28 protein-coding genes are annotated in these 24,500 nt (G+C 71.6%); 5 read left to right on the forward strand and 23 right to left on the reverse strand.

All coding sequences use genetic code 11. The features are described from left to right. Positions 1-19: 19 nt before the first annotated feature. Both ACFQQI_RS17225 and ACFQQI_RS17230 read right to left on the reverse strand, forming a co-directional pair. Complete coding sequence (locus ACFQQI_RS17225; RefSeq protein ID WP_378566136.1) at positions 20-634, reverse strand: hypothetical protein; 615 nt, start codon at positions 632-634, stop codon at positions 20-22. A gap of 254 nt (positions 635-888) precedes the next feature. Continuing rightward, positions 889-3,396 carry an ATP-binding protein gene (locus tag ACFQQI_RS17230; protein ID WP_378566139.1) on the reverse strand — a complete coding sequence of 836 codons (2,508 nt, stop codon included), beginning with the start codon at positions 3,394-3,396 and terminating at the stop codon, positions 889-891. A 124-nt stretch (positions 3,397-3,520) separates the two neighbouring features. Here ACFQQI_RS17230 and ACFQQI_RS17235 point away from each other — a divergent pair, with 124 nt between their 5' ends. Next, positions 3,521-4,093 (forward strand): hypothetical protein, encoded by a 573-nt coding sequence (locus ACFQQI_RS17235; protein ID WP_378566142.1) that lies wholly within the window; start codon positions 3,521-3,523, stop codon positions 4,091-4,093. A gap of 65 nt (positions 4,094-4,158) precedes the next feature. On the opposite strand, the gene ACFQQI_RS17240 is transcribed toward ACFQQI_RS17235, so the two are convergent. The 5 genes from ACFQQI_RS17240 to ACFQQI_RS17260 form a co-directional block, all read right to left on the reverse strand. Next, positions 4,159-4,521 (reverse strand): hypothetical protein, encoded by a 363-nt coding sequence (locus ACFQQI_RS17240; protein WP_378566145.1) that lies wholly within the window; start codon positions 4,519-4,521, stop codon positions 4,159-4,161. Next, the gene (locus tag ACFQQI_RS17245) at positions 4,521-4,910 is read right to left on the reverse strand and encodes a VOC family protein (RefSeq protein ID WP_378566148.1); all 390 of its coding nucleotides are present in this window, start codon (positions 4,908-4,910) and stop codon (positions 4,521-4,523) included. Before ACFQQI_RS17245 ends, ACFQQI_RS17240 begins: the two co-directional genes overlap by 1 nt. 24 nt (positions 4,911-4,934) lie before the next feature. Next, a complete protein-coding gene (locus tag ACFQQI_RS17250) occupies positions 4,935-5,711 on the reverse strand; it encodes a helix-turn-helix transcriptional regulator (RefSeq protein WP_378566151.1) in 777 nt (258 codons plus the stop codon). A 94-nt stretch (positions 5,712-5,805) separates the two neighbouring features. After that, positions 5,806-6,594, reverse strand: a complete 789-nt coding sequence (locus ACFQQI_RS17255) for a GntR family transcriptional regulator (protein ID WP_378566154.1) — start codon at positions 6,592-6,594, stop codon at positions 5,806-5,808. A gap of 108 nt (positions 6,595-6,702) precedes the next feature. After that, complete coding sequence (locus ACFQQI_RS17260) at positions 6,703-7,626, reverse strand: zinc-binding alcohol dehydrogenase family protein (protein ID WP_378566157.1); 924 nt, start codon at positions 7,624-7,626, stop codon at positions 6,703-6,705. A gap of 55 nt (positions 7,627-7,681) precedes the next feature. Here ACFQQI_RS17260 and ACFQQI_RS17265 point away from each other — a divergent pair, with 55 nt between their 5' ends. Continuing rightward, positions 7,682-8,425, forward strand: a complete 744-nt coding sequence (locus ACFQQI_RS17265; RefSeq protein WP_378566160.1) for an SDR family NAD(P)-dependent oxidoreductase — start codon at positions 7,682-7,684, stop codon at positions 8,423-8,425. Further along, positions 8,422-8,955, forward strand: a complete 534-nt coding sequence (locus ACFQQI_RS17270) for a VOC family protein (RefSeq protein ID WP_378566163.1) — start codon at positions 8,422-8,424, stop codon at positions 8,953-8,955. Before ACFQQI_RS17265 ends, ACFQQI_RS17270 begins: the two co-directional genes overlap by 4 nt. Here ACFQQI_RS17270 and ACFQQI_RS17275 read toward each other — a convergent pair. The 12 genes from ACFQQI_RS17275 to ACFQQI_RS17330 all read right to left on the reverse strand — a co-directional run bounded on the left by ACFQQI_RS17275 (position 8,898) and on the right by ACFQQI_RS17330 (position 19,497). Continuing rightward, positions 8,898-9,680 (reverse strand): SDR family NAD(P)-dependent oxidoreductase, encoded by a 783-nt coding sequence (locus ACFQQI_RS17275; RefSeq protein WP_378566166.1) that lies wholly within the window; start codon positions 9,678-9,680, stop codon positions 8,898-8,900. The two genes, ACFQQI_RS17270 and ACFQQI_RS17275, sit on opposite strands and share 58 nt — an antisense overlap. Continuing rightward, complete coding sequence (locus tag ACFQQI_RS17280) at positions 9,677-10,879, reverse strand: NAD(P)/FAD-dependent oxidoreductase (protein ID WP_378566236.1); 1,203 nt, start codon at positions 10,877-10,879, stop codon at positions 9,677-9,679. Before ACFQQI_RS17280 ends, ACFQQI_RS17275 begins: the two co-directional genes overlap by 4 nt. Then, entirely contained in the window at positions 10,879-11,073 is a 195-nt protein-coding gene (locus ACFQQI_RS17285; RefSeq protein WP_378566169.1) for a ferredoxin, read from the reverse strand. The genes ACFQQI_RS17280 and ACFQQI_RS17285 overlap by 1 nt, the downstream gene beginning before the upstream one ends. Positions 11,074-11,088: 15 nt before the next feature. After that, positions 11,089-12,507 (reverse strand): NAD-dependent succinate-semialdehyde dehydrogenase, encoded by a 1,419-nt coding sequence (locus ACFQQI_RS17290; protein ID WP_378566172.1) that lies wholly within the window; start codon positions 12,505-12,507, stop codon positions 11,089-11,091. A gap of 19 nt (positions 12,508-12,526) precedes the next feature. Then, positions 12,527-13,501, reverse strand: a complete 975-nt coding sequence (locus ACFQQI_RS17295) for a VOC family protein (RefSeq protein ID WP_378566175.1) — start codon at positions 13,499-13,501, stop codon at positions 12,527-12,529. 3 nt (positions 13,502-13,504) lie between these two features. Beyond that, positions 13,505-14,383 carry a carbon-nitrogen hydrolase family protein gene (locus tag ACFQQI_RS17300; RefSeq protein WP_378566178.1) on the reverse strand — a complete coding sequence of 293 codons (879 nt, stop codon included), beginning with the start codon at positions 14,381-14,383 and terminating at the stop codon, positions 13,505-13,507. A 1-nt stretch (position 14,384) separates the two neighbouring features. After that, a complete protein-coding gene (locus tag ACFQQI_RS17305) occupies positions 14,385-15,227 on the reverse strand; it encodes a cyclase family protein (RefSeq protein WP_378566181.1) in 843 nt (280 codons plus the stop codon). Between the two features lie 77 nt (positions 15,228-15,304). After that, complete coding sequence (locus tag ACFQQI_RS17310; RefSeq protein WP_378566184.1) at positions 15,305-16,297, reverse strand: ornithine cyclodeaminase; 993 nt, start codon at positions 16,295-16,297, stop codon at positions 15,305-15,307. Continuing rightward, complete coding sequence (locus tag ACFQQI_RS17315) at positions 16,294-17,316, reverse strand: dihydrodipicolinate synthase family protein (protein WP_378566186.1); 1,023 nt, start codon at positions 17,314-17,316, stop codon at positions 16,294-16,296. The genes ACFQQI_RS17310 and ACFQQI_RS17315 overlap by 4 nt, the downstream gene beginning before the upstream one ends. Next, positions 17,313-17,603 (reverse strand): hypothetical protein, encoded by a 291-nt coding sequence (locus tag ACFQQI_RS17320; RefSeq protein WP_378566188.1) that lies wholly within the window; start codon positions 17,601-17,603, stop codon positions 17,313-17,315. The genes ACFQQI_RS17315 and ACFQQI_RS17320 overlap by 4 nt, the downstream gene beginning before the upstream one ends. Beyond that, the gene (locus tag ACFQQI_RS17325) at positions 17,600-18,157 is read right to left on the reverse strand and encodes an aromatic-ring-hydroxylating dioxygenase subunit beta (protein ID WP_378566191.1); all 558 of its coding nucleotides are present in this window, start codon (positions 18,155-18,157) and stop codon (positions 17,600-17,602) included. The genes ACFQQI_RS17320 and ACFQQI_RS17325 overlap by 4 nt, the downstream gene beginning before the upstream one ends. Next, positions 18,154-19,497, reverse strand: coding sequence for a Rieske 2Fe-2S domain-containing protein (locus tag ACFQQI_RS17330; RefSeq protein WP_378566194.1), 1,344 nt, complete (start codon positions 19,495-19,497; stop codon positions 18,154-18,156). The genes ACFQQI_RS17325 and ACFQQI_RS17330 overlap by 4 nt, the downstream gene beginning before the upstream one ends. Positions 19,498-19,583: 86 nt before the next feature. Here ACFQQI_RS17330 and ACFQQI_RS17335 point away from each other — a divergent pair, with 86 nt between their 5' ends. After that, positions 19,584-20,198, forward strand: coding sequence for a carboxymuconolactone decarboxylase family protein (locus tag ACFQQI_RS17335; RefSeq protein WP_378566197.1), 615 nt, complete (start codon positions 19,584-19,586; stop codon positions 20,196-20,198). After that, on the forward strand, positions 20,195-20,956 hold the full coding sequence (locus tag ACFQQI_RS17340; RefSeq protein WP_378566200.1) for a GntR family transcriptional regulator: 762 nt from the start codon (positions 20,195-20,197) through the stop codon (positions 20,954-20,956). The genes ACFQQI_RS17335 and ACFQQI_RS17340 overlap by 4 nt, the downstream gene beginning before the upstream one ends. An 11-nt stretch (positions 20,957-20,967) precedes the next feature. Here ACFQQI_RS17340 and ACFQQI_RS17345 read toward each other — a convergent pair whose 3' ends face one another. From ACFQQI_RS17345 to ACFQQI_RS17360, 4 genes are all read right to left on the reverse strand, one after another. Next, entirely contained in the window at positions 20,968-21,720 is a 753-nt protein-coding gene (locus ACFQQI_RS17345; RefSeq protein WP_378566203.1) for an SDR family NAD(P)-dependent oxidoreductase, read from the reverse strand. Further along, positions 21,720-22,349: an SRPBCC family protein gene (locus ACFQQI_RS17350; protein WP_378566206.1), complete on the reverse strand. Its 630-nt coding sequence runs from the start codon at positions 22,347-22,349 to the stop codon at positions 21,720-21,722. Before ACFQQI_RS17350 ends, ACFQQI_RS17345 begins: the two co-directional genes overlap by 1 nt. Before the next feature lie 89 nt (positions 22,350-22,438). Further along, positions 22,439-23,404: a sugar ABC transporter substrate-binding protein gene (locus tag ACFQQI_RS17355; RefSeq protein ID WP_378566209.1), complete on the reverse strand. Its 966-nt coding sequence runs from the start codon at positions 23,402-23,404 to the stop codon at positions 22,439-22,441. Between the two features lie 110 nt (positions 23,405-23,514). Beyond that, on the reverse strand, positions 23,515-24,495 hold the full coding sequence (locus ACFQQI_RS17360; protein ID WP_378566212.1) for an ABC transporter permease: 981 nt from the start codon (positions 24,493-24,495) through the stop codon (positions 23,515-23,517). Positions 24,496-24,500: the final 5 nt, after the last annotated feature.

A 24,500-nucleotide genomic window follows, 5' to 3' on the forward strand; every position in this document is an offset into this window, starting at 1 on the left:
CCGCCACGGCCGCGAACAACTAGCTGGTGAAGGTCAGCAGGTCCTCACAGAAGTTGCGATCGGAGAAGTCGCTGTTGCCGGTGGAGGACCGGACGATCCGGAAGCTGTCCTCGACCTCGGTGTCGTCGGAGGGGTCACCGGGCGTGTCGTTGTAGTCGACGTCGAAGGCATACCGGACCGCGCCGGGGTCCTTCAGGACGAACTTGCCGTTCTGGTCGTAGAACCGGGTCCCACCGGCAGCGTAGACCGTGATGGTGATGGTGCCGTCGCCGTTGTCGGTGATCACGTGATCGTGGAAGTTGTTGCTGAAGACCTGGGTGAAGGTGCCGCCGGTCTCGATGTTGGTGGTCACGACCGTGCCATGCACCGTTTCGCGGTAGTAGGGGAAACTTCCCGAACCGCGCTGGTTGAGCATGAAGTTGACCCGGACCCGACCGCTGTCGACCGCGAGGACCCCTCCGTCCGCGGGGTCGTCGGTGAACTGGCAGAGGTAGACGTCGTCAGGGACCTGGCCCTCGAACTCGTCCACGAAGTGGCCGGAGTCGACCACTTGCGCCTGAGCTGGGGACGACAGCACAGCAAGGGCCAGAGCAGCTGTTGATAATGCCGAGATCGGGCGAACGCGTGTCTTCATGCTGAGCTCCTCGGAACGATGGCGTCCCGAGAAGCGCCGAGACCTGCAATGAGCGTGTCAGGCCGCTGCGAGGTTGTCATGGCCAAACTGAACGAGCGATCGCCTGCCCACCCGAACATGCCTCAGCGCCAGCAGCAGTTCCGGTCGACGTGCGCAGCACCGCCGGCCCGCTGCGGGTGGCCGACACCCGCCGCCACCTCGACCTCGTGCTCGACGGACCGGCCCCAGCGTAGGCAAGCCCCGTCGAACGGAACCTACTCCGCCAGGAGTGCACGCCGCTCGGCGATCGAGGCGGCGGTGACGCCGCTCTCGATGATGTCAGCGCCGACGTCGGCCATGAGCTCCAGAGCGCGGTCCAGATGCTCGGCGGCACCGGAACGGTCACCGAGAAGGGCGAGCGCACCCGCGATCAGGTCGTGCGCCCGGGCGGCGTCGGCCCGCGCTCCCAACTCCTCCGCGATCGCCAACGCGCGCTCGCCCAGCTCGACGGCTTGCCGCGGATCGGAGTCACGGCACGCCAGCGCACGGCCGAGCATCGCCTCATAGAGCCAGTTGCGGCTGCCGAGGCGGTCGGCGAGAGCCTCCACATCCCCGAACACGGCCGCAGCGCGACTCGAGTCCCGCTGCCGCAGCAGCACGTGTCCGAGCCCCACTCGCGCGGTCGCCTCGCCCATGAGGTACCCGCTCGCGCACGCGACAGCGAGAGCCTGCGTGAACAGGTCGCCGGCGCCGCGATCGTCGCCGACGACTACCCGGATCAGTCCCAGTCCGACGAGCGCGTCCAGACGAACCTGGTCGTGATCGACCACCTGGGCGAGGCTCAACGCCTCGGAGAGACACGCGACTGCCTCGTCGTACTCGGCACGCTGACGCAGGACGTGGCCCGAGTAGACCAGGACCTCCGGGAGCGCGGCCGCGCCTTCCGCCGTACGGGCTAGCGCCAAGGCCTCCGAGAGGAGGTCATGCGCGCCGGCGTAGTCGTCTCGAAGCCGCAGCAGGTTGGCGAGCCCGACGAGAGCCGTGGCGGCGGGGAGTGCGCTGTCCGTCTCCCGTGCGAGGGCCAGACCCCGGCGGTAGAGGAGCGCGGCATGGTCAGGCTGACCGAGACGCCGGCGAACCAACGCCAACCGGCACAACGCAAACGCCTCGGCAACCCGGTCCCCGTCACGTCGCGCACAGTCGAGCGCAGCCCGGTGGAGCGGAACGGCCGCCCGATGTCGACCCGTCGTCGCCAGATGCCGCTCCAGTGAACCGGACAGACTGCCGACATGCAGTCCGAGCGATCTCTCGCGGGCGGTCAGCGCAGCCCCCAGCAGGTTGTCCAGCTCCGCGTCCAGCCATCGTCGCGCGTCCTGCCCGGTCGTCGGCACATCAGGTCGCGCATCGGGATCGACCAGGCCGCCGGGGACTGCCGCCGCCGGCACATACGGGTAGGCGACCTGCGCCGCCCTCGCCGCAGCGACGACGTAGTGATCGAGCATCCTTCGAATCGCCGCCTCCGCCTCGCCGCGCCGCGCAGCCCCGCGGCGGCGGGCGTGTTCGCGTACGAGCGCGTGCATCGCGAATCGGTCCGGGCGCACCTCCTCCACCAGACGGCACTCGACGAGCACGTCGAGCATCGCTCGTGTTCCCCGGCGGTCGGCGTCGACCAAGGCGGTCGCGGCCGGAAGACATACGTCCGGCCCGGGCATGAGGCCGAGCAGGTCATAGAGGCGCTGGTGGTCGACGTCGAGCTGGTCGACCGAGGTGTCGAGTGCAGCTCCCATGCCACGGGCGCCGGTCACCAGCTCGGCCAGCCGATCGCCGGCACCGAGCCGTGAGTTGAGGTCGTCGAGAGTCCATGCCGGTCGCGAGCGCAGTCGGGCAGCGGCGATCCGAATCGCCAGCGGCACGCGGCCGCACAGCTCGACGGCCTCAGTCACTGCGTGGGGCGAACCGGCGACAAGGGCGGGCGACTCCGCCGATACGGAGAACAGACGCACTGCGTCCACTGTCGGCAGGGGGTTCAAGGACACCGTTCGGCCGCGGTCGAGCCCCGTCAGTCGGCGCCGACTTGTCACGATCACCAGGTTGTCTCCCGCGCCGGGCAACAGCGGCTGGATCTGGTCTTCGTGGGCGGCATCGTCGAGGAGCAGGAGCACCGGCCTCTGCGCGGCCTGGCTGCGGAACATCGCCGCACGCGCGTCCATCCCCGGCGGCACGGCCTCCGCAGGGACGTCGAGCGATCGCAGCATCCGGTCGAGGGCGTCGGCTGGGTCGAGTGGCCGCCCGGAGGCACCGTGCATGTCGAGGAACAGCTGACCGTCCGGATAACCGCCGGCGCACGCGTGTGCTGCGCGAACCGCCAAGGTGGTCTTCCCGATGCCAGCCATGCCGTCGATGCTCCAGACCGGTACGCCGTCGCCGCGTCCGGTGAGCAGGTAGTCGAGCTCTTCGGTGCGGCCGGCGAAGTCCACCGGGTCGGCGGGCAGCTGGCGCGGGGCGGTCGACTCGGCTTTGACGGTGGGTGGCGACGCGGCTTCGGTCAGCGCCGCTTGCAGTCGTGCGCGATCGGCCTCGTCGAGCGCGAGCGCCGCGACCACGAGCCGGAGCGTTGAGCTGCGGGGGCGGCGGAGCTCACCGGCCTCCAGCCGGCGGACAGTCCGTACGTCGACCCCGGCGCGCTGGGCAAGGTCCTCCTGAGTGAGCAGGGCGCGCTCCCGCCATCGGCGGAGCAGAGCGCCGGCGCCCTCTCCTGTCGGCGGAGGTGCCCCGCGGATCATGTCGCTCTCCCCCGAGATCGAGTCCGGAACGTGTCCGCTTTCTGTCCGGTTCCCGACCTGTCATCGGCGGTCGCCGCGCCGCAGAGTCTATTCGGCAACCACACCCAACAGCTCGGGAGAATCGATGAAGCTCACCCTTCTGCTCACCGCCGCGACGGCTCTGCTGGCCCTCACGTCTGCACCGGCGACAGCGGACCGGGAGTACAACCCGCCGTCCCGCGTCGCCGCGACCCCCACCGCCGAGCTTCACGACCAGGCCGTCTCCCACGGCCTGTCGCCCGCCCAGGCGCAGTCCCTGCAGGCTCGGGTCGACCGAGTGATCGATCGGACCGGCGGCACTCAGGTAGCGATCAACCAGGTCGCTTGGGAGGGCGGCGACACCCTGGTGCCGCTCCCCGGGGAGACCCGGGCACGCGAGCTCAGCGTCGTCCCTGCCGCCTCAACCGTGCATGGCTGCGAGTACTACCAGTTCTGCACCTATGCGTTCTCCAACTTCACGGGCATGGTCGACCGCATGTCGAGCTGCACCTGGCACTACACGCCCCGCTGGTTCGGCGCCTACGTCAACAACCAGACCCCCGGCACCAGGGCCCGCTTCTACGACTACTCGGGGCGCTTCCTCTCCTACACCCGGCCGGCGTTCTACGCGGGCTCGACCTCCCTCGGCGACCGAACGAACTACATCCGCCCCTGCTGACCGATCCCGCTTGCCGATCGGCGAGTGCGCCGCCGCCTCACGACTTCCTCGAGGCGGCGGCGCACTCACTGGCTGCGCGCGAATTCGACGGCCTCGGCGAGCAGCTGCCGCCACAGGGCCCGCTCGGCCGTGGGGAGCGCGACCCACTCGCGGAAGACCTTCCCGGCTGGTGCGAACGGGATGCCGGTGCCGCTCTGGACCAGCTCGGTCACCCGGTTGCGGGGAAGCTTCACGACGAGGCAGCGAGCGCTGTCGTCGTACGACGCGAGGAACTTCCCGGCCAGCCGCACGCACGGGTAGCCCATCATCGTGGCTCGGCCGATGGCGGGGTCGTAGAGAAGGTCGTCGGTGAGCTCGTCGTACAGCTCGCGCGCGTCGTCCCCGCCGGGCGGTTCCGGCGGGGACGGACGGGAACTCGTGCGAGTCATCAGCCCGCCGGTGGGGCGAAGACCCCGAACGTGTTGCCGGCGGGGTCGCGCAGGTAGGCGAAGGTCGGCGCGCCGGGCGGTGCCTCGAGGTGCTGGGAGACTACCGAGCCGCCGAGCTGCTCCGCGTCGGCACAGGTCGCCTCGACGTCCGCCACGAGGATGTAGAACACCGCGTGGTCGGGCACCTGGCCGCCGGTGCCGAAGACGCCGCCCATCGGCTGGTCCGCGCCGGACGCGGTGATGTTGCGGTAGTCCATCCCGCCGGCGGCCGCGGGGCCGTCGGCGTCGAACGACCAGTCGAACAGGCTGCCGTAGAACTTGACGGCGCCGTCCGGGTCGCTGGTGGCGACCTCGAACCACGCCAGGGTGCCGGGAGCTGGGTTGGTCATGGCGAGCCTCCTGAGATTGTCGGGTCACCCACCGGACCGGTGGGCTGCTCCGACCTTCTCCGGCACCTGCGACAACCCTGTGTCGGTGTTTTCGGGACGAAGTGCCGCGGCCGGGAACTTCGTCGTGTGACCGTCGACGACGGGCTCCGGCGCGACGCGGACCGGGTGCGGGGGCGACGGGATGCGTACGGCGCTGCTGATGCGGTCCAGCCGGAAGACCCGGTCGTCCGCCCGCAGGTGGCACCACGCGGTCAGATAGGAGCCGTTGGGACCGACCACGATGTGCTGCGGGTCGACCTCGCGTTCGGTCTCGAGCCCGCCGACGTCGAGGTAGCGGATGCGCAGGGTCGAGTTGCCGCGGACGGCTCGCCAGACCGTCTCGGCGACGCCGGCGTCCGGGGCGGGCACGGGCTGCACCAGCAGCCGGACCTTGTCCGCGACCGTCCGTGCCTCCGCGACGGCGCGGTCCGGCATGGCGGCGACGATCTTCTGCAGGGCGCTGCGGGCGTCGCGCGCGAACAGGACGTGCTCGCTGCGGCTCAGGGCCACCGCGACGGCCGCGGCCTCGCGCGGCGTGAAGTTGAGCGGCGGCAGGCTCATCGACCGGTCGATCGTGTAGCCGCCGGCGCGTCCGGTCCGCGTGGCGAGAGGGACGCCGGCCTGGCCCAGCGCGCTCAGGTCGCGCTCGATCGTACGGACGCTGACCTCGAAGTGGCCGGCCAGCTGCCGCGCCGTACGTCCGCGGGGCCCGGCGGCGCGCAGCTCCTCGACCAGGGCGTAGAGCCGGTCGATGCGGTTCATGCTCGGAGAGTAGGGGCGCCCGCCGACAGCGTGGAGTGTCCTGATCGGGGCCGCCCGCTGCGCCGTCCCGAGGTCCGCGCGGCTCGTGCTGAGCTCAGCGAGTTCGGACCAGGCGCATTCGCACGAACTCGTCGTTGACGACCTCCCGGCCGTACGCGATCGGCTCGTTGCGGTCGGAGTAGTGGGTCTCCCTCATCTCGAGATGAGGCGCCCCGACGGCGATCATCCCGGCGGCGATGTCGTCGCCCGAGGCGACGAGCGGTACGAGCTCCACGACCGAGTGGTCGATCTCGCGACCTGGCCAGCTCCGGCTCCACTCGAAGATCGACGGCGGGGCCTCGACACGACCAGCGACCAGGGCCTCGGCGTCGGCTGGCACCACGTGGACGAGCGGAACCTCCTGGAGGAAGCGCACGACCTTCTCACCCTGGACGGAGTACGTCTTGTCGTTGAGCAGGACCTGCGTGTCGTGTCCCAGCCCCAACGCATCCGCGGCGAGCGGACTCAGCTCCTCGGTGACGGTGAACGTCTGGTCCACGTCGACGCTGCCGTACTGGTTCTCCAGCATCGCCTTGAGGCCGATGACTCGGTGCAGCAGCATCGACTCACGGCCGATGTGGGGGCGCAGCTGAGTGCCACGCCCCGGTGCTCGGGAGATCACGCCGAGCCGATCGAGCGATTGCAGCGCGGCCCGGATCGTGGTGCGGCTGACACCCATCTGGTCAGCGAGGTCGGGCTCGTTGGGGAGTCGGTCGGAGGGGAATCGGCGCTCGAGAATCGCCTCGAGCAACGCCTGGGTGGTGCGCTCGGTCAGCGAGCCCTGACCGACACGCGGCAGGTTGCCCGCTGAGAGCCTGCTGCCGTCCTCGCCCGCTGCGGTCATCGTCGGCTCCATCCAACCACCGCGTGGCTGGCGCCTCGCCGGAGATTCAGCATACAAAGAACAATAGAGAAACTCGAAGGCGTCTGTCATGTCGCCGCTCCGGCCGGGTCACGGTCGCAGCAGGAGCTTGCCCAGGACCGACCTCTCGGCGAGGCGGGCGAACGCTTGCGGTCCGTCCTCGAGCGGCAGCGCCTCGTGGTCGACGCGGACCGCCCCCGTGACCACCGCGTCGAGTGCACCGGTCAGCGCCCCCGCAGCCTCCTGCGGCGAGGTCGTCCCGCCGCTCGTTCCGTGCAGCTGGATTCCGCGGCCGTAGAGCACCCCGAGGTCGATCGTCGTGGTCCGGCCGGCAAGCACCCCGTAGGTCACGACCCGCGCACCCGGGGCGAGGACCGGCAGCAGCGAGCTGACGTAGTCGCCGCCGAGCGGGTCGAGCACGACGCTGACCGCACGGTCGCGCACGGCGGCGACGACTGCTCCCGGGTCGGCGCCGACCACCGGTTCGGCGCCGAGGCCGGCGAGGTGGTCGGCCTTGCCGGCGGAGCCGGTGTGGGCCAGCACGGTGGCACCCGCGTTGCGGGCCAGCTGGGCAGCGAAGGCGCCGACCCCGCCCGCCGAACCCAGGACGAGGACCACGTCGTCGGCGGTCACCCGGGCGAGCTGGTGGACCGCGCGCCAGGCGGTCTTGCCGGCGACCCCGACGGTGGCGACCGCACGGGCGTCGGCGTCCTGCGGGAGCGTGTGCACCGACGACTCCGGCACGACGACCTGCGCCGCGAACGTACCGTCGCGGGCCGCACCGACCCCGCCGCTCACCAGCACCAGGCGGCCGTCGACCCGGCCGCTCGCCTCGGCGCCGAGGGTCAGCTCGGCGGCCGGGTCGGGGCCGATCTCGCCGCGGAGCACCTGGGCGTCGAACGGGTTGACCCCGGCGTACTCGACGTCGACGAGCACCTCCCCCGGCGCCGGCGTCCTGGCCTCGACGTCACGGACCTCGACGATCCCCGGACTGATCCTGCGCACGGCACGCACGGCGTACTCCTCTCGTTTCGGATACTATGTCGTACAAAGTACAGGAGGAACGCCCATGTCCCACCACCCGTCTGTCGCGGTCGTGACCGGAGCCGCGCAGGGCCTGGGTCGCACCTTCGCGCGGACCCTGGCCGGGCTCGGTCACGACGTCGCCGTGCTCGACATGCTCGACACCGCCGAGATCGAGGCGGAGGTCGCCGCCGCGGGCCGGCGGTTCCTGGGCCGGACGGGCGACGCGGCCGACGCCGCGACGGTCGCGGACTTCGCGACGGCCGTGCGTGCGGAGCTGGGCCCGGCACGGATCCTGGTGAACAACGTCGGGATCTCGCCGTACCGCCCCTTCACCGAGGAGACCCTCGACTCCTGGCATTGGGTGCTGCGGGTCAACCTCGACAGCGCGTTCCTCGTGACCCAGGCGTTCCTGCCCGACCTGCGCGCCGACGGGCACGGCCGGATCGTGAACCTGACCTCGAGCATCGTGTGGGACGCCGCCGCGCGCGACATGGTCGCCTACGGCACCACCAAGGCCGCGCTCGTCGGCCTGACCCGCGGCCTGGCGACCGAGCTCGGCCCGGACGGGGTGACGGTCAACTGCATCGCGCCCGGCATCGTGCTGACCCCCGACATCGAGGGACGGGTGCCGGACGAGAAGCTCGCGGCGTACCGGGAGCGGCAGGCGGTCAAGCAGCTCGCCCGGCCCGAGGACCTCGCGGCCACGCTGCGCTACCTCGTCGGCGAGGACGCCCAGCTGGTGACCGGGACGGTGCAGGCGGTCAACGGCGGGCGGGTGTGGACGTGACGCTGCGCGCGCACGGCCTCCGCGCCGTCGACCACGTCGGGCTGACCGTCCCCGACCTCGACCAGGCGGTCCGGTTCCTCGTCGACGTCGTCGGCGCCACCGAGGTGTTCCGGCACGGCCCCTACGAGGCGGGGCCGAACACCGCGTCGCACTTCGCCCGCCACGCCGCGTCGCGCGTCGTCGGCATCGCAATGGTCCGGCTCGGCTCCTGCAACGTCGAGCTGCTGCAGTTCGAGTCGCCCGACGAGTTCCAGCGCTGGCCGGCACCCTCGGACTGGGGCGGTCACCACGTCGCGGTCTACGTCGACGACATCGACGGCGCCGTCGCGACCCTGGCCGCGGCCGGGGTCGAGGTGCTCGGCGCACCGATGCCGCTGCCCGGCCCCGAATCCGGTCCGGCCGCGCGGTTCGTGTTCTTCCGCGCGCCGTGGGGCGCGTTCTTCGAGCTGGTGTCCTACCCGGAGGGCAAGCGCTACGAGTCCGAGACCGCGCTGCGGCTGTTCGACCCGCGCGAGCTGCCGCCGTCCTGAGCCGGGCGCAGCGGGCCGAGCGCGCGGAGCAGTCGTGCACGCGGCCGGTCGCCCAGCGCCCGGGCGAGCGGCACCAGCACGCGGTAGGCGCGGCCGGGCACGCACACGGTCCGCCCGGCCTCCCACGCGTCGAGGCCCTCACGCGCGACCTGCTCGGCAGTCAGCCACAGCCACGGCCGTACGCCGCCGGCGTCGGTGCCGCTGCGGGCATGGAACTCGGTGCGCGTGAAGCCGGGCACCACGGCCGTCACCCGCACGCCCGCGGGCCGGACGGCGTCCGCGAGCCCGCGGGTCGCGGCGAGGACCCAGGCCTTCGACGCGGCGTACGTGCCGGTCGACCAGACGGCCGCGGTCGACGCGACGTTGACGACGCCGACCTGCGCCCGGGCCGCGGCGTGGGAGAGCAGCAGCGTGGCCGTGACGTTGAGGTCGAGCATGGTGCGCTCGGCGGCGAGGTCCTCGTCGGGGAACCGGTGCCTGGTGCCGCACCCGGCGGCGTTCACGAGCAGGTCGAGGGAGCCCAGCCGGGCGACCACGGACGCGCAGCCGGCCGGGGTGGCCAGGTCGGCGACCAGCACCTCGGCGCCGCCGAGCTCGGCGGCCACCTGGGCCAGGCGCTCACCGTCGCGGGCGACGAGCACGAGGTCCCAGCCGCGGCGGTGCAGCTCGTCGGCGAACGCGCGGCCGATGCCGGAGGTCGCCCCGGTGACCAGGGCGACGCTCACAGGGACTCCAGCCAGGCGACCATCTCGGGCCACGGGGTGCCCGCGGCGACCATCCGGCGCCCGCGGGCGAGCGCGGCCGGGTTGTCGACGGCGAGGACGCCGGTGGCGACGCCGTCGGGGGCGTCCGCGAAGCACGCGACCACGCCGCGGCGGACCGGGCGGTCGCTGACCAGGTCGCCGGGCCGTCCGCAGAACTGGATCTTGTGCTCGTACTGGTCGGACCAGAAGTAGGGCACCGCGTCCCACGACTCGGCCGCGGCCTCCGCGACGCCGAGGTCCACGGCGATGTTCGCGGCCACGACGCTCGCCTGCTCCACCGCGGTCTGCCACTGCTCGACGCGCTGCTCGGTCCCGGTGCGGCCGTGTCGCCAGCGGGCGACGTCGCCGACGGCGTAGACGCCCGGCGCCGTCGTGCGGCCGCCCTCGTCGCAGACGACGCCGTCATCCACGCGCAGTCCGGAGCCGTCGAGCCACTCGGTGTTGGGGATCGCGCCGATGCCGACGACCACCGCGTCGGCGGGCAGCTCCTCACCGTCGGCGCGCACGGCGCGCACGCGGCCGTCGCCGATGAGGCCGGTGACCGCGACGCCGAACCGCAGGTCGACCCGCTCGCCGTGGAGCGCGGTGACGAGCGCTCCGGCGGACGGGCCGAGGACGCGGGTCAGCGGCTGCGGCGCCGTCTCGAGCACGGTCACCTCGGCGCCCAGGGCGTGGGCGGTCGCGGCGACCTCCAGCCCGATGAAGCCACCGCCCACGACGACCAGCCGGCGGCCGGGACCGACGTCGCCGGCCAGGCGCTCGGCGTCGGCCAGCGTGCGCAGGTAGTGGACGCCGGTGAGGTCGTCGCCGAACGGGAGCCGGCGGGCGCGAGCGCCAGTCGCCACGACCAGCACGCGGTAAGGCACCCGGCCGCCGCCCTCGAGGAGCAGCTCGCGGTCACCGTGGGCGAGCCCCGTCGCCACCCGACCGGTCAGCAGCGTGACGTCGAGGCCGGTGAGCTCGTCGGGACGGAACAGCCCGAGCTCGTCGTCGCCGAGCGCGCCGGCGAGGTACTGCTTCGACAGCGGCGGGCGGTCGTACGGCGCCACGCCCTCGTCCGAGACGAGGGTCAGCGGCCCGGCGTACCCGATCCCGCGGAGGCGGCGCGCGACCGAGACGGCACCGACGCCCCCGCCGACGAGGACGACGCCGGCCTCCATCACTCCACCAGCGTGATCGCGTGCACCGGGCAGGACGCGGCCGCGGCGCGGACCTCGCCGACGAGCGCGCCGTCGGGCTCGTCGACCAGGGCGATCACCTTGCCGGTCACGTCGTCGAGGTCGAAGACGTCCGGGGACTCGATGACGCAGTTCGCGTACTCGCGGCACACGGACTGGTCCAGCAGGATCTTCATGGGGTGCTCCGTTCGTCAGATGTCGACGGCGATGTACTTGGTCTCGAGGAACTCGTGGATCCCCTCGAAGCCGCCCTCGCGGCCCAGGCCGCTCTGCTTCACGCCGCCGAACGACGCCGCTGGGTCGGAGACCACGCCGCGGTTGACGGCGACCATCCCCGCCTCGAGCCGGCTCGCGACCCGCAGCGCGCGGGCCTCCTCGCCGTACACGTAGGCGATCAGGCCGGCCTCGGTGTCGTTGGCCAGGGCCACGGCCTCGTCGGCGGAGTCGACGACGACGACCGGCGCGACCGGGCCGAAGATCTCCTCACGCAGGATCGCCGCGTCGGACGGTACGTCGGCCAGCACGGTCGGCGCGTGGAAGGCACCGGCCACGACGGCCTCGGGCGTGGCCCGGCGGGCGCCTGCGGCGAGCGCCCCGGCGACCAGCTCGCGCACCTTGTCGGCCTCGGCGTCGGAGACGAGCGAGCCGACCTCGACGCCCTCGGCGTCACCGCGGCCGACGACCAGGGAGCCCATCCGCTCGGTGAATCGGGCGGTGAACTCCTCGGCGACGTCACGGTGCACGTAGAAGCGGTTGGCCGCGGTGCACGCCGAGCCGCCGTTGCGCATCTTGGCGACCATCGCGCCCGCGACCGCGGCGTCGACGTCGGCGCCGTCGAGCACGAGGAAGGGTGCGTTGCCGCCGAGCTCCATGCTCGCTCGCACGACCGTGTCGGCGCAGGCGTGCAGCAGCACGCGGCCGACCTCGGTGGAGCCGGTGAACGACAGGCAGCGCACGCGCGCGTCGTCGAGCATCTCCTTGACGACCGGTCCGGTGGAGCGCGGGATCACGACGTTGACCACGCCTGCCGGCACACCTGCGCGCTCGAGGAGCTCGGCGATCGCCAGGGCGGTCAGGGGCGTCTCCGAGGCGGGCTTGAGGATCGTGGTGCAGCCGGCAGCGAGGGCGGGCGCTATCTTGCGGGTCGCCATCGCCGCCGGGAAGTTCCAGGGCGTGATGAGCAGCGAGACACCGATCGGCTCGTGGGTGATGATCATCCGCTTGTCGCCGGCCGGCGAGAGGCGGTATTCACCGGTGACCCGCACGGTCTCCTCGGAGAACCAACGGAAGAACTCGGCGGCGTAGGCCACCTCGCCGCGGGCGTCGGGCAGGGCCTTGCCGTTCTCCCGGGTGATCAGCCGCGCGAGCTCCTCGGCCTCCTCGGTCATCAGCTCGAAGGCGCGGCGCAGGATCTCGGCGCGCTGACGCGGCGGGGTCGCGGACCACGACTCGAGGGCTCCGGCCGCGGCGTCCACCGCGTCCCGGCAGACCTCGGCGCTCGCGAGAGCCACGTCGGCGATGGGCTCGCCGGTGGCCGGGTCGACGACGGGCACGCGGTCGGCCGACGGGACCCAGCGGCCTCCGACGTAGGTGTCGGTGCACAGCTTCATGTGGATTCTCCTGCGATCGTCAGACGGGCGGCGGGGTCCAGAGACCCGTGTCGGGCTTGCCGATGAACGGCTCGGGGTTGCGCGCGCACGCAGTGCCCCACTGGTCGGACTCCTCCGGCACGCGGCGCCAGATGCGCGGCTGCCACGTGGTGATGTCCTCGATCGGCTCGAGCTCGGTGGTGTACTCGGCGACGAAGCCGTTCGGGTCGGAGAAGTAGGCGAAGGTGTTGTCGCCCGGCCCGTGCCGTCCCGGGCCCCACACCATCTGGTGGCCGCGGCGCAGCATCGAGCCGGCGGCGCGCATGTACTCGTCGATGTCGCGGGTCTCGTAGGCGACGTGGTTGACGTTGGCGTGGATGTTCGCGGACACCGCGAACTGATGGTGCACCGGCGTCGCGCCCTTGAGGAACACCATGGCGTCGTCGAGGTAGTCGCTCTTGTAGAAGCCCAGGTGCCGGTGGAAGAAGTCCACCAGCTCGGGCAGCCGCGCGCTGTTCATCACCATGTGGGAGATACCGGTGGGCAGGTGCTCGCGGTGTCCGATCTCGCGCGCGGTCCGCGGTGTGAGGTCGGCCGCGATCTCGAGCGTGCGGCCCTCGACCGGGTCGAGGAAGCGGAAGCCGTAGCCGCCGCCGAGGCCGTCGACGGGACCCGGCTCGGTGACCAGGCGTACGCCGGCGGCGACCAGCCGGTCGGCGTACCAGTCCACGTCGGCGCGGGTGGGCACGGCGAAGGACACGAGGTCGAGCCGGTTCTCCCCCGCGCCGCGCAGCCGCAGGGCGAACGGGTCGGTCGACCCCTCCGCCGCGAGGAAGGCGAGGTCGCCCTCGACGTGCTCGGCCGCCAGGCCCCACTCGTCGCGGTAGAAGCCGAGGCTCGAATCCAGGTTCGCGACGCCGAGCGCGACGTACCGGACGTGCGTGATCCGGCACTCGAAGATCTCCTGCGACGGTGCCAGGGTGCTGGGTCGCTGCTTGTTGATGAAGTCGACCATGGTCTACCCCTCCTCGGGCGAAGCGGTCGGATCGGTGTAGCCGAGCAGCGCGGCGTAGACGTCGGTGCGCCGCTGGTCGAGCGGGGACATCCCCTCGCCCCGGTGCCGGGCCAGCTGGAGCTGGGTGCGATCGAGGTCGAGCACGACGACCGTCTCCTCGGTGCGGCTGGCCGGCGCGGCCACGTCGGTGCCGAACGGGTCGATCAGGACCGAGCTGCCCAGGAACGAGAACGGCCCGGCCTGGCCGACCTGGCTCGCGCACGCGAGCGGGGTGGCGTTGACGTTGGCCATCACCCGGGCGGTGCGGACCTGGCCGATGTCGGCCTCGCGGGCGCCTGGGGCGTCGAAGCCGCCGACCCACGCCGTCGGGACGACGACGAGGTCGACGTCGCGCAGCGCGTGGATCCGGACGGCCTCGGGGAAGCGCAGGTCGTAGCAGACCAGCACGCCGAGCCGGAGCCCGTCGACCTCGACGACCGGCAGGCCCTGATCGCCCGGCGTGAAGACGTCCTGCTCACCGGCGAACAGGTGGAGCTTGCGGTAGACGGCGAGCAGCCGCCCGTCCGGGCCGAAGACGGCGGCCGCGTTGTAGAGCCGGCCGTCCTCCATCTCGGGGAAGCCCGCGACGACGGTCGTGCCGGTGCGGGCCGCGACCTCCGACCAGGCGGTCAGGGCCGGCCCGGGGGCGGCGACGTCCTCGGCCAGCGGCCGCACCAGCGGCTCATGGAGGACGTAGCCCGAGCTGGCGAGCTCCGGGAGGACCACGACGCGCGCGCCCTCGGCCGCCGCCTTCTCGACGGCGTCGACCGTGCGCGCGACGTTCGCCGCGACCTCGAGAGGGGCGAGGGCGAGCTGCGCGAGTCCGACCCGGAGCGGCGTCACGTCAGCTCCCGGCGCCGGCGAAGCCCGCCAGGCCCTCGATGACCTCGTCCTCGCCGCAGTCGAAGAACGCCATGATCCGGCACGGGCAGGCCTCGCCGCCCTCGATCTTCCACGGGAAGGCGCCGATGATCGCGCGCTGGTTGAGGACGGTCTTGAGGTCGCCGCCGACGTTCTCCGCGTGGATGCAGCCGTCCTGGAAGGCCAGGTGGTGCATCGGGAAGATGTCGGAGGTGATCTCGCGACCCGACATGTGGTGGGTGTAGGTGTACTCGCCGAAGAACTCCTTGTAGGTCATCCCCACGTGCTTCTCGAACTGCGCGAGCAGGTCGGGACGCATGTTGCGGATGGTCGTGTTCATCGGGTGGTCGCCGGAGCCGGCGTCGATGCCCCACCAGCGGATCTCCATGTCGGCCATCCACTCGGCCAGCCGCTTGCTGCCGCCCGGGTGCATCGTGAAGTAGCGGACGAGGTCCTGCTTGGGCATGTCCTGGTAGTAGTCGATGAACCCGGTGTGGATGATCAGGATGTCGCCCTTCTTGATCTCCACGTTGCGGGTGAGGTGCTCGGGCTCGATCAGGTCCCAGTCGCTCACGACGTCGGACACGTCGACGATCGCGCCGGGGTGGATGAGCTTGTCGAGCGGGAGCGACGCCATGTCGAGGCCGCCGTCGGTGCCGTGCATCGGGCCGTCGAGGTGCGTGCCGGTGTGCAGCGAGGACTCGATGCGCTGGGACACGATCTGGTTCGTCTGCAGGTTCTGCGTGTAGTACATCTTGTTGCCCGCGTAGCCGACCCAGCCGGGCGTGTGGATGCTGTACGGGTGGGTCATGTCGACGATGCGCATGGGGCTCCTCGTTCGGGTGAGCATGGTTGGTGGACCGGGCCTCGTGCGAGGCCCGGTGGGTGGGGTGTGGCGTGGGGTCAGCGCATGAGGCGCAGGCTCCCGATGGGGTCGACCACGGTGCCGAGGTCCTGCTCCTCCGCCGCCTGCAGGAGGTGGAGGGCGAGCACCAGGTCCTGCTCGACGCTGCCGATGGACTTGAAGAGCGTCCGGGTCGTGTCGCGGTCCGGCCGGTCCAGGTAGTCACCGAGCAGCAGTGACGACTGCGGGTCCCAGCCCTGCTCGATCGCCTCGTGCCCGTCGCCGGACTCGAGGACGGCGTCGAGGGCGTCGACGACGACGACCGAGCCCGGGAACACGTCCCCGCGCAGCTCGCGGTCGATGCGCTGGGTGGCGCCGACCGCCGCGACCATCGGGATGTTCCCGAGGTCGGCGGCGCCGAGGATCGGCTCGTTCTTCGACGACGTCGCCACGTAGAGCACGTCGCAGTCGGCGAGCACGGCATCCTGGCTGTCGAGCGGGTCGATCTGCAGGTCCAGCGCGGCACCGAGCTCGTCGGCGTACGCCTTGCGGTTGGCGGGCGTCGGGCTGAAGACGCTCGCGCGCTCCACGGGTACGGCGCCGCGCAGCGCGCGCAGACCCTCCCGAGCCTCCTCCCCCGAACCGATCACGCCGACCCTGACCGACCGGCCCTCGGCCTGTCCCCGCGCCCACGCCCGCACGGCGACCGCCGCGAGCGAGGACGTGCGGAGGCTGGTGATCCGGCGGCCGTCGACGATGCCGAGCGGGTTGCCGTCGGACTCGCGGAACACGTGGATGTGGTAGCGGACCCGCTTGCCGACGCGGTGGAACTCCTTGTAGCCGAACACGTCGAGGTCGGTCAGGGAGCCGGACATGATGCGCGACCAGGACACGTCGCCGTTGACCTGCAGACGGCCGGTCGCCACCTTGCCGGGGTCGAGGCGGGCGGCGGCCTCGGCGGCTGCGAGCCCGAGCTCGGCGGTGGCGAGGGCGTCGACCGCAGCGCCGTCCAGCAGGCGCATGGGCGTGGCGTCGTCGGGCGCGGCGCTCATCGGGGGTTCCGTCCTGCGTAGAAGGCCTCGTCGGCGTCACCGGTCACGTCCAGGCCGGACGCGACGGCGGCGTTGCGCAGCGTGGTCATCTGAGCGGCGCTGATCCGCATGTGGGGCTGGCGGATCGGGCCGCCGTTGTAGCCGTTGAGCCAGCCCTGGTACTTCCAGTGCATCCGCGGCACCAGGCCGCTGTTGGCGACCAGCGGCGTGCAGACGGCGGCGTGCGCGCGGCGCGCCGGCGCGATCTGCCAGTAGAGCTCCATGCCCTTCTCCCACGTGGCCTTGTCGGAGAGGAGCTCGAACATCTGCGGGATGACCGGGCCGGCCACCTCGTAGTTCGACGTGCCCATGAACTGCATGTCGTAGTTGGCGATCCACGCCGGGGCGTTGAACTCCAGCGGGTCGGTCACGACGACCTCGCCGGTGAACCGCTCGAAGACGGCGGCGATGCCGCCGACGCCCGGGCCGCCGACCTCGTTCTTGATCGCGACGACCTGCGGGATGCCGTCGACCATCTGCTCGAGCAGCGAGACCGAGAACCCGGCGGCGTGCAGCCGACCGAAGTTCCACTGGTCCATCGCGAAGATGATCACGCCGACGTCACCAGCGTCAGCGACGGCCTTGGTGAACTGGAAGACCTCGTCGGTGGAGTCTGGGTTGAAGTAGAGCGGGTACGACGGCATCACGAGGTCGACTCCGGCGGCTGCGCCGTGCTCGACCGACGCGACCGTGTCGGCGAGCGTCGGCTGGCTGGCCTGCAGGACGGTGATGAGGTCGTCGCCGGCCTCGTCGACGACGATCTCGGTGAACCGGCGCATCTCCGCGGCCGTCGTACCGCCCTCGGAGACGATGAGCAGGCCGGACAGGCCGTGCTCCTTGGCCAACGCGACGTCGTGGCGGATCGCCGCCTCGTTGAGGCCGGAGAGGTCGCTCGTGAACGTCGGGCTCACGCAGCCGCAGGCGCCTCGCAGCGACTCGAGTGCCCACGCGCGGGCGTCGCCGCGCTCGTACTTGCTCACTGGTCTTCCTCCTGGATCGGCGGGGTCGGCGTCGGTACGCCGTGACGGTTCTGCACGGGGTCGCTCGGGTCGGGCCCGAACGGGGTCTCGAGGCCTTGGCCGACCTCGAGGGGGTTCGACCAGGTCAGGGCCTCGAGCGCGATCGCGTCGAGGAGCACGGACTGGTCGTGGCCGAGCGAGCGGATCTCGAGCCGCTCGCCGTTGCGGGTGTGGACCTTGCGCAGGCTCACCACGGCGAACTCGTTCGCCACGACGAAGCCCTCGGTGAGGCTCTTGTCGGCGCTCACAGCATGATCCGGAGCTGCGGGAAGTCGATGACGACCTGGTCGAGCACCGCCCAGCGGCGGTCGAGGTAGAGCTCGCCGTCGACCCGGACGAGCTCGTCGGTGCGCTCGGCGGTCAGGTACTTCGGCAGGTCGGACTGGCGGGTGGCCACCAGCGCGACGTTCGACTTCACCTCGTAGCGGTCCTCGGCCAGCCCGACCGCACGGACGTTGGTGACCAGGTGGCGGAACCGCACTGGGGGGTTCTCGCCCCACGCCATCTCGTAGATGTCCTCGTCGAAGCGCCGGAACCACTGCGTGGCGAGGGACCACTTCGACTCGTTGATGAGCATGGTCGCCTCGTCCCAGTGCGGCTTGAACGGGGTGTCCGGCGTCCGCGGGGTCGGGACCAGGTAGACGAAGGCGTCGGTGACGACCTCGACCCAGTGGTGGTAGCGGCGGTCGTCGAGCAGCTCGGCCTCGAGGGCGACGAACGCCGCGATCTCGGCGTGCACCGCCGGGTCGAGCGGGCGCGGGCGACGGAGCGGGGTGCGGACCCCGGCGATGTCGACGCTCATGCGGAGACCTCCTCGCCGGTCTCGCCCGGCGTGCCGACGAGCTCGCCGTGACGGCGGTGGAAGGCGCGGATGGTGCGCTCGGTCCGGTCGCCGTCGACGACGTTGCCGGGCCAGCCGACCTCCGGAGGGGTGGCCGGGTGGTGGTAGCCGCCCTCGATGTGGACGGGCAGGGTCTTTGAGACCGAGCCGACCGACGCCTCGGAGATGCCGACGAAGTTCTCGGTGTCGTCGATCTCGAAGAGGCCGGACGGGCCGTTGGTGCGCATGTAGGCCAGCTGCGAGAGTCGGGCCCAGGTCGGGTCGGCGCCGCGCGGGCACAGGAAGAACCACAGCTGCTCGGACGTCGTCGCGTCGATCGGGTAGCGGATCGTGATGCGGACGTAGCGGGCGTGCAGGTCGGGCCCGTCGACGTTCGTCTTGAAGTTCTCGATGAACGACATGTTCGGGAAGATCGAGCCGTGGCCGACCGACATGGCCGACATCAGCCCCTGCTGGGCCGGGTCGAGCCGCTCGTCGAAGGCCGACCAGAGGTCCTCGGGGTAGCCGAAGTAGTGGTTGCCCTCGAGCACCAGCGGGAGCCGCTGGACGCGCATCGTGTGGCCCTGCGGCGTGGTGACGGTGCGCCCGGTGAACTTCGGCGCGACCTCGTCGCTGAGCTTGACCAGGTCCTTCTCAGTGGCGAAGAGACCGAGCTCGAACGCCGACGCGTGGGTGATCGTGGTGTGGTAGCCGTCGCCGGAGAGGTTCTCGCCCTCGGTCTTCCAGTTCGCCTTGATGATGTTGCGCACCGGGGCGCCGACGACCTCGAGGCCGTCGGGGTACTTGTCGAAGACCGCCTGGAGGTACCACGTGATGTCGCCGAGGTACTCCGCCAGCGGCGGCGCCCCGGCGTCCCACGTCGCGAACACCATGCCGAAGACGCTGTCGACCTGGGCCGGCGCGAAGAGCGGTAGCTGCTTCTTGTCGAGGCCGTCCCTGCCGAACACGTCGCGCTGGTAGGTCACGCCGCGGAGCTCGCCGGTGTTGGCGTAGGTCCAGCCGTGGTAGCTGCACCGGAAGTGCGAGGTGTTGCCGCTGTCGGCGCGGCACAGCGGGACGCCGCGGTGGCGGCAGGTGTTGAGATGCACCCGGACGGCGCCCTCCTCGTCCCGCGTCATGATCACGGAGTCGCGCCCCATCTTGCGGAGCACGTAGTCGCCGGCGTCCGGCACCTCGCTCTCGTGACCGATGTACTGCCAGCAGGTCGCGAAGACCGTCTGCAGCTCGCGATCGAGGAGCTCGTCGTCCGCCCACACCGCCCGGGTGACGGTGACCGGCCGGTCATTCCTGCTGTCGCTCACGGCGCCTCCTTTGTTTCTTGTCATACATATTGCCAGAGACCGTCGGAAGCGGCAAGATCCTCATCACCGAAATCAGGAGGTTCTGCGTGAACAACGGAGTGGACATCGGACGACTGCCCCACCCGACCCCGGGTGAGCTCACCGAGGATCAGCGCGCTGTGTACGACGAGATCACCGGCGGCCCGCGCGGCTCCGGCCCGTTCCGGCTCACCGACGACGACGGGCGCCTGCACGGGCCGTTCAACGCGATGCTGGTGAACCCGCGGCTCGGCCTCACCGTCCAGCAGCTCGGCGCGGACATCCGATACGGCAGCACGCTGGACGCCCGCGAGCGCGAGATCGCGATCCTGGCGCTCGCTCACCTGCGCGAGTCCGACTTCGAGTGGTACGCCCATGAGCGGGTCGGCGTGGTCGTGGGCATGACGCAGGACGAGCTCGACGCGCTCGACGCCGGCGAGACGCCGGCGACGTTCTCCGACCGCGAGCAGGTCGTGCTCGCCGCCACCCGGTCGCTGGTCTCCGAGCGCGACCTGGACGACACGACGTACGACGCGGCGCTGCGCCTGCTCGGCCGCACGACGCTCGCCGACCTGATCACGCTGGTCGGCTACTACGACCTCCTTGCGCTCTCGCTGCGCGCCTGGCGGGTCCCGCTCCCGGCAGGCGAGTCCCGCCGGCCCGACCCGGTCCGGGTCCCATGAGCGTCACCTCGAACCGGCTCCCGCAGGTCGGGACCGGTTCGCTCACCGAGCGCACCACCTCGGTGCTGCTCGACGCCATCCTCAACGGGACCTTCCCCGACAACCGGCTGCCCACCGAGCCCCTGCTCGCCTCGCAGCTCGGCGTCAGCCGGACCACCGTGCGCGGCGCTCTGATGACGCTCGAGCGGCTCGGCGTCATCGGCCGGACGCCCGGCCGCGGCACGATCGTGCGCCGGCACGTCGGTCGGCAGGCGATCATCCTCCAGCGGCTCATCGGCTTCCGCGGCCTGCTCGAGGAGACCCACGATGTCGTCGAGGTCGAGCAGCGCTACTGGCTCGAGGCCCGGCCGACCGACCGCGCCGTCGAGATCCTCGGCGTGAAGCCCGACGCGACGATGATCCGCACCGCCAAGACGATGACCGCCGACGGCGCCCCCGCGATCTTCATCAGCGACGAGATCCCGCTGCAGTACTGCGATCCCGCCGACCAGCTCCGCCTCCGCGCGGGCGAGGGGCTCGACGTCGCGGACTCGATCTTCGAGTTCAGCCGCAGCTGGCCGCACGGCTCGATCGAGCACACCGTCATCGAGCTGGTGCCCTCACTGGTCACCGAGCCGGACGAGCACCTCGGCCTGCCGCTCGGCTCGCCGTTCCTGCGGCTGTGGGAGTCCCACCACAACCTGGACGGCCGTGCCCTCGCCCTCAGCGAGGCGCTGGTCAACGACCAGTACGTGCGCTTCCACGTCGTCCGGCACTGAGGCCGATCCCCTCAGCTGAGGCGACCGGCGTCGACCCGCAGCACCTGGCCGGTGATGCCGGCGGCCTGCTCCGAGCTCAGGAAGAGGTACGCCGCCACGACCTCGTCGATCGTGACGCCGCGACCGAGCACGGTGCGGCCTGCGAGCTTTGCGGCGAGCTGGTCGGCGTCGGCGATCAGCGGCGTGCGCTCGCCGGCGGCCGACTCGACGGACATCGCCGTCGCCACCCCGCCAGGCGCGACCGCGTTGACCCGGACGGCCGGCCCGAGCTCGCGGGCGGCGACCTTGAGCAGGCCGAGCGCGCCGTGCTTGGCGGCGGCGTAGGCGAGGCCGGCGCCGTTGCCGACCACGTCGAACGACGCGTCGGACAGGGTGAGCACCGCGCAGCCGCGAGCGGCGGCGAGGGGGCGGGCGGCCGCGCCGAGCGCGAGCAGGTAGCCCGTCAGGTTGATGTCGAGCACGCGCCGGAAGTCGCTCTCCAGCGCGCCGAGGTCGGATCCGAAGGTCAGGCCGCCGTCGTGGACGCCGGCGTTCGCCACCAGCACGTCGAGGCGGCCGTCGTCGTCGACGGCCGCCTCGACGGCGCGCTGGTGGTCCGCGGCGGAGCGGACGTCGCCCGCCACGAACCGGACCCGGTCGTCGGCAGGGCGGTCGCGGTCGAGCACCACGACCCGGTCTCCGCGATCGGCGAGCTCGCCGACCAGGCGGGCGCCGATGCCGGAGCTGCCGCCGGTGACCAGGACCGTGCGTGCGTGGGGAGGCATCAGCGGCGGCGCAGCAGCCAGCCGAGGACCACGCCGATCAGGACGCCGCCGGCGACCGGCGCGACGCGGCGTACCGGCTCGGGCAGCAGGCTCAGCGCGTCGAGTGCGTCGGGCTCGGCAACCGGAGTGATCGGAGGAGCGGGAGTGGACGGGGCGGTCGTCGCGGCCGCCACGGGAGCCGGCTCCTCCGCGGTGAGCAGCCCCTCGAGGTTGGTGGCGAAGGTGCCGATCAGCCGGTTGCTGACGTCGGTGATGATGCCGCGGCCGAACTGCGCCGGCTTGCCGGTGAGGTCGAGCTCGGTCTCGACCTGGACCTCGGTCGCGGTGCCCTGCTCGACCAGGTTCGCGCGGATCCTGGCGGAGGCCGAGCTGGAGCCCTTGACCTCCTTGCCGAGGCCGGTCATCACCAGCCGGCGCTGGGCGTCGTCGCGCTCGTCGATGGTGACCTCACCGCGGTACTGCAGCGAGATCGGGCCGACCTTCACCTTCACGCGACCCTGGCAGACCTCGCCGTCGAAGCTGTCGACGGCGGCGCCGGGCAGGCACGGGGCGACCCGCTCCATGTCGAGCAGGGTGTCCCAGGCGCGGTCGATCGGGACCGGAACCGTGAACCTGTTGGTGAGCAGCATGACGAGCCTTCCGTGCGGCAGAGAGGTGGTCGAGCACCCGGCCCGCCGCGGGGGTCGACGGCGGGCCGGGCCTGGAGAGGTGCCCCTGACTAGGAGCGGTCCTCCACGCTCAGGGTCGTGATGTTGTCGGGCGTGATGAACACGCTCGGGGTGTCGACGTAGTGGCCGTCGGGCTCCGTGCCGTCGACCCAGTCGGCGCCGGTCTGGACCGCGATCGTGCCCCAGGTCTGGGCACGCATGCTCAGCGTCATGTCGTAGTCACCGGACTCGACGGCGTCGAGGGCGGCCGGGCCGCCGTCCCAGCCGGCGAAGAACACCTTGTCCAGGTCCATGTTGCGGCCCTGGGCGGCCTGGAGCGCGCCGAGCGCGATGTCGTCGAGGCTGGACAGAACGGCGTCGACGTCCGGGGCGGAGGCGAAGCCGCTGTTGGCGATGTCGACCGCGGCGCCGGTGGTCATGTCCGGCACGACGAGCGTGTCGACGACGTTGACCTCGGGGTGCTCGGCGAGCGCCGCGTCCCAGCCCTGCTTCTGGAGCTGGACGAAGGCGATCTGCGGCGGGCCGGTGATCAGCAGCAGGTCGCCCTTGCCGCCCATGCCCTCGATGGTGTTCTCCATGGTCTGCTGCGAGAGCGCGACCAGGCTCGGGCCGACGTACGCGTCCTCCTCGGCGTCGTCGACCTTGTTGCCGACCGAGATCACCGGGATGTCGGCGGCCCTGGCCTGCTGGTACGCCGGCACGAGGGCCTCCGCGTCGACCGGCGAGGCGAGGATGAGGTCGACGCCCTTGGTCACGAAGGTGTTGATCTGGTTGCTCTGGGTCTCGGCCGAGTTGTCGGCGTAGGCGAACTCGAGCTCGACGCCGAGCTCGTCGGCCTCCTCGCGCATGCCCTTCTCCATCTCGACGTACATCGGGATGGTCTTGGTGTAGAACGACACGCCGATGCGCATCGCGTTCGGGTCGGAGCCCGAGCCGCCCCCGTCGCGGTTGCAGGCGGCCAGGCCGAGGGCCGCGATCAGGGCGAGGGACGCCGCGGCAGCTCTGCGCAGTCTCATGGGATTGCCTTCCTCATATGTATGACAAGTTGTTTCACTGATGGTGGTGCACTGCTGTTTTCAGTTGGAGGGGGGTCCGAGAGACCGGCAGCGACCGGACCAGAGGGAGGTCAGCGCCGTCGGCGCAGCGCCTCGGTGCAGGCGGCGAGGATGAAGACGCCACCGATGGCGACCTGCTGGAGTGAGTACTCGACCCCGAGGATGTCGAGGCCGTTCTGGACGACCGCGATGAGCATCAGGCCCGCGAAGGTCCGGGCCATCGAGCCCCGGCCGCCGAGGATGCTGGTGCCACCCAGGATGACAGCGGCGGTCGCGAAGAGCGTGAGGCTGGAGCCGACGCCGGGCTGGCCGGCCTGGACCCGCGAGGTGAGCAGGACGCCGGCGATGCCGCCGCACAGGCCGGCGAGCGCGAAGTAGGAGACCCGGATCCGGTTGACGGAGATGCCGGAGAGGAACGCCGCCTGGCGGTTGCCGCCGGTCGAGAACACCTTCACGCCGAAGCTGGTGCGGTGGAGCAGGATCCCGCCGAGCACGAACAGCAGGAGCATGAACCAGACCATCGTCTGGAGCCCGAGGATCTCGGTCTTGGCCAGGTCGCCGAAGCCGGCCGGCAGGCCGGAGATCGTGCTGCCGCCGGTCAGGTAGAGAGCGAGACCGCCGGCGACCGTGCCGGTGCCGAGCGTGGCCACGAACGACGGCACGTTGAGCACCGTCGTCAGGAAGCCGTTGACCAGGCCGAGCGCCAGGCCGGCGCCGAGACCGGCGACCGCGCCGACCTGCCACGAGCCCGTGTCGCTGGCGATCATCGCGGTCGTGACGCCGGACAGCGCGACGTTGTAGCCGACGGAGAGGTCGAGGTCGCCGCCGATGATCACGAAGGTCGCACCCACGGCGACGATGCCGAGGACCGCGCCCTGCATGAGGATCTGGCCGAAGTTGCGTGAGTTCAGGAAGTACGGCGAGGCGATCGTCAGCGCCACGCACAGGGCCACGATCAGGCCGGGCACGAACAGCACGTCGAACGACGGCACCCGGCTGGCCAGTCGGCTCGGAGCCTTCTGCTCGACGGGATGGGCGACGGTGGAAGTCATGGAGG

This window comes from Nocardioides sp. GCM10030259, assembly GCF_042666375.1.
Taxonomy (GTDB): Bacteria; Actinomycetota; Actinomycetes; order Propionibacteriales; family Nocardioidaceae; genus Nocardioides.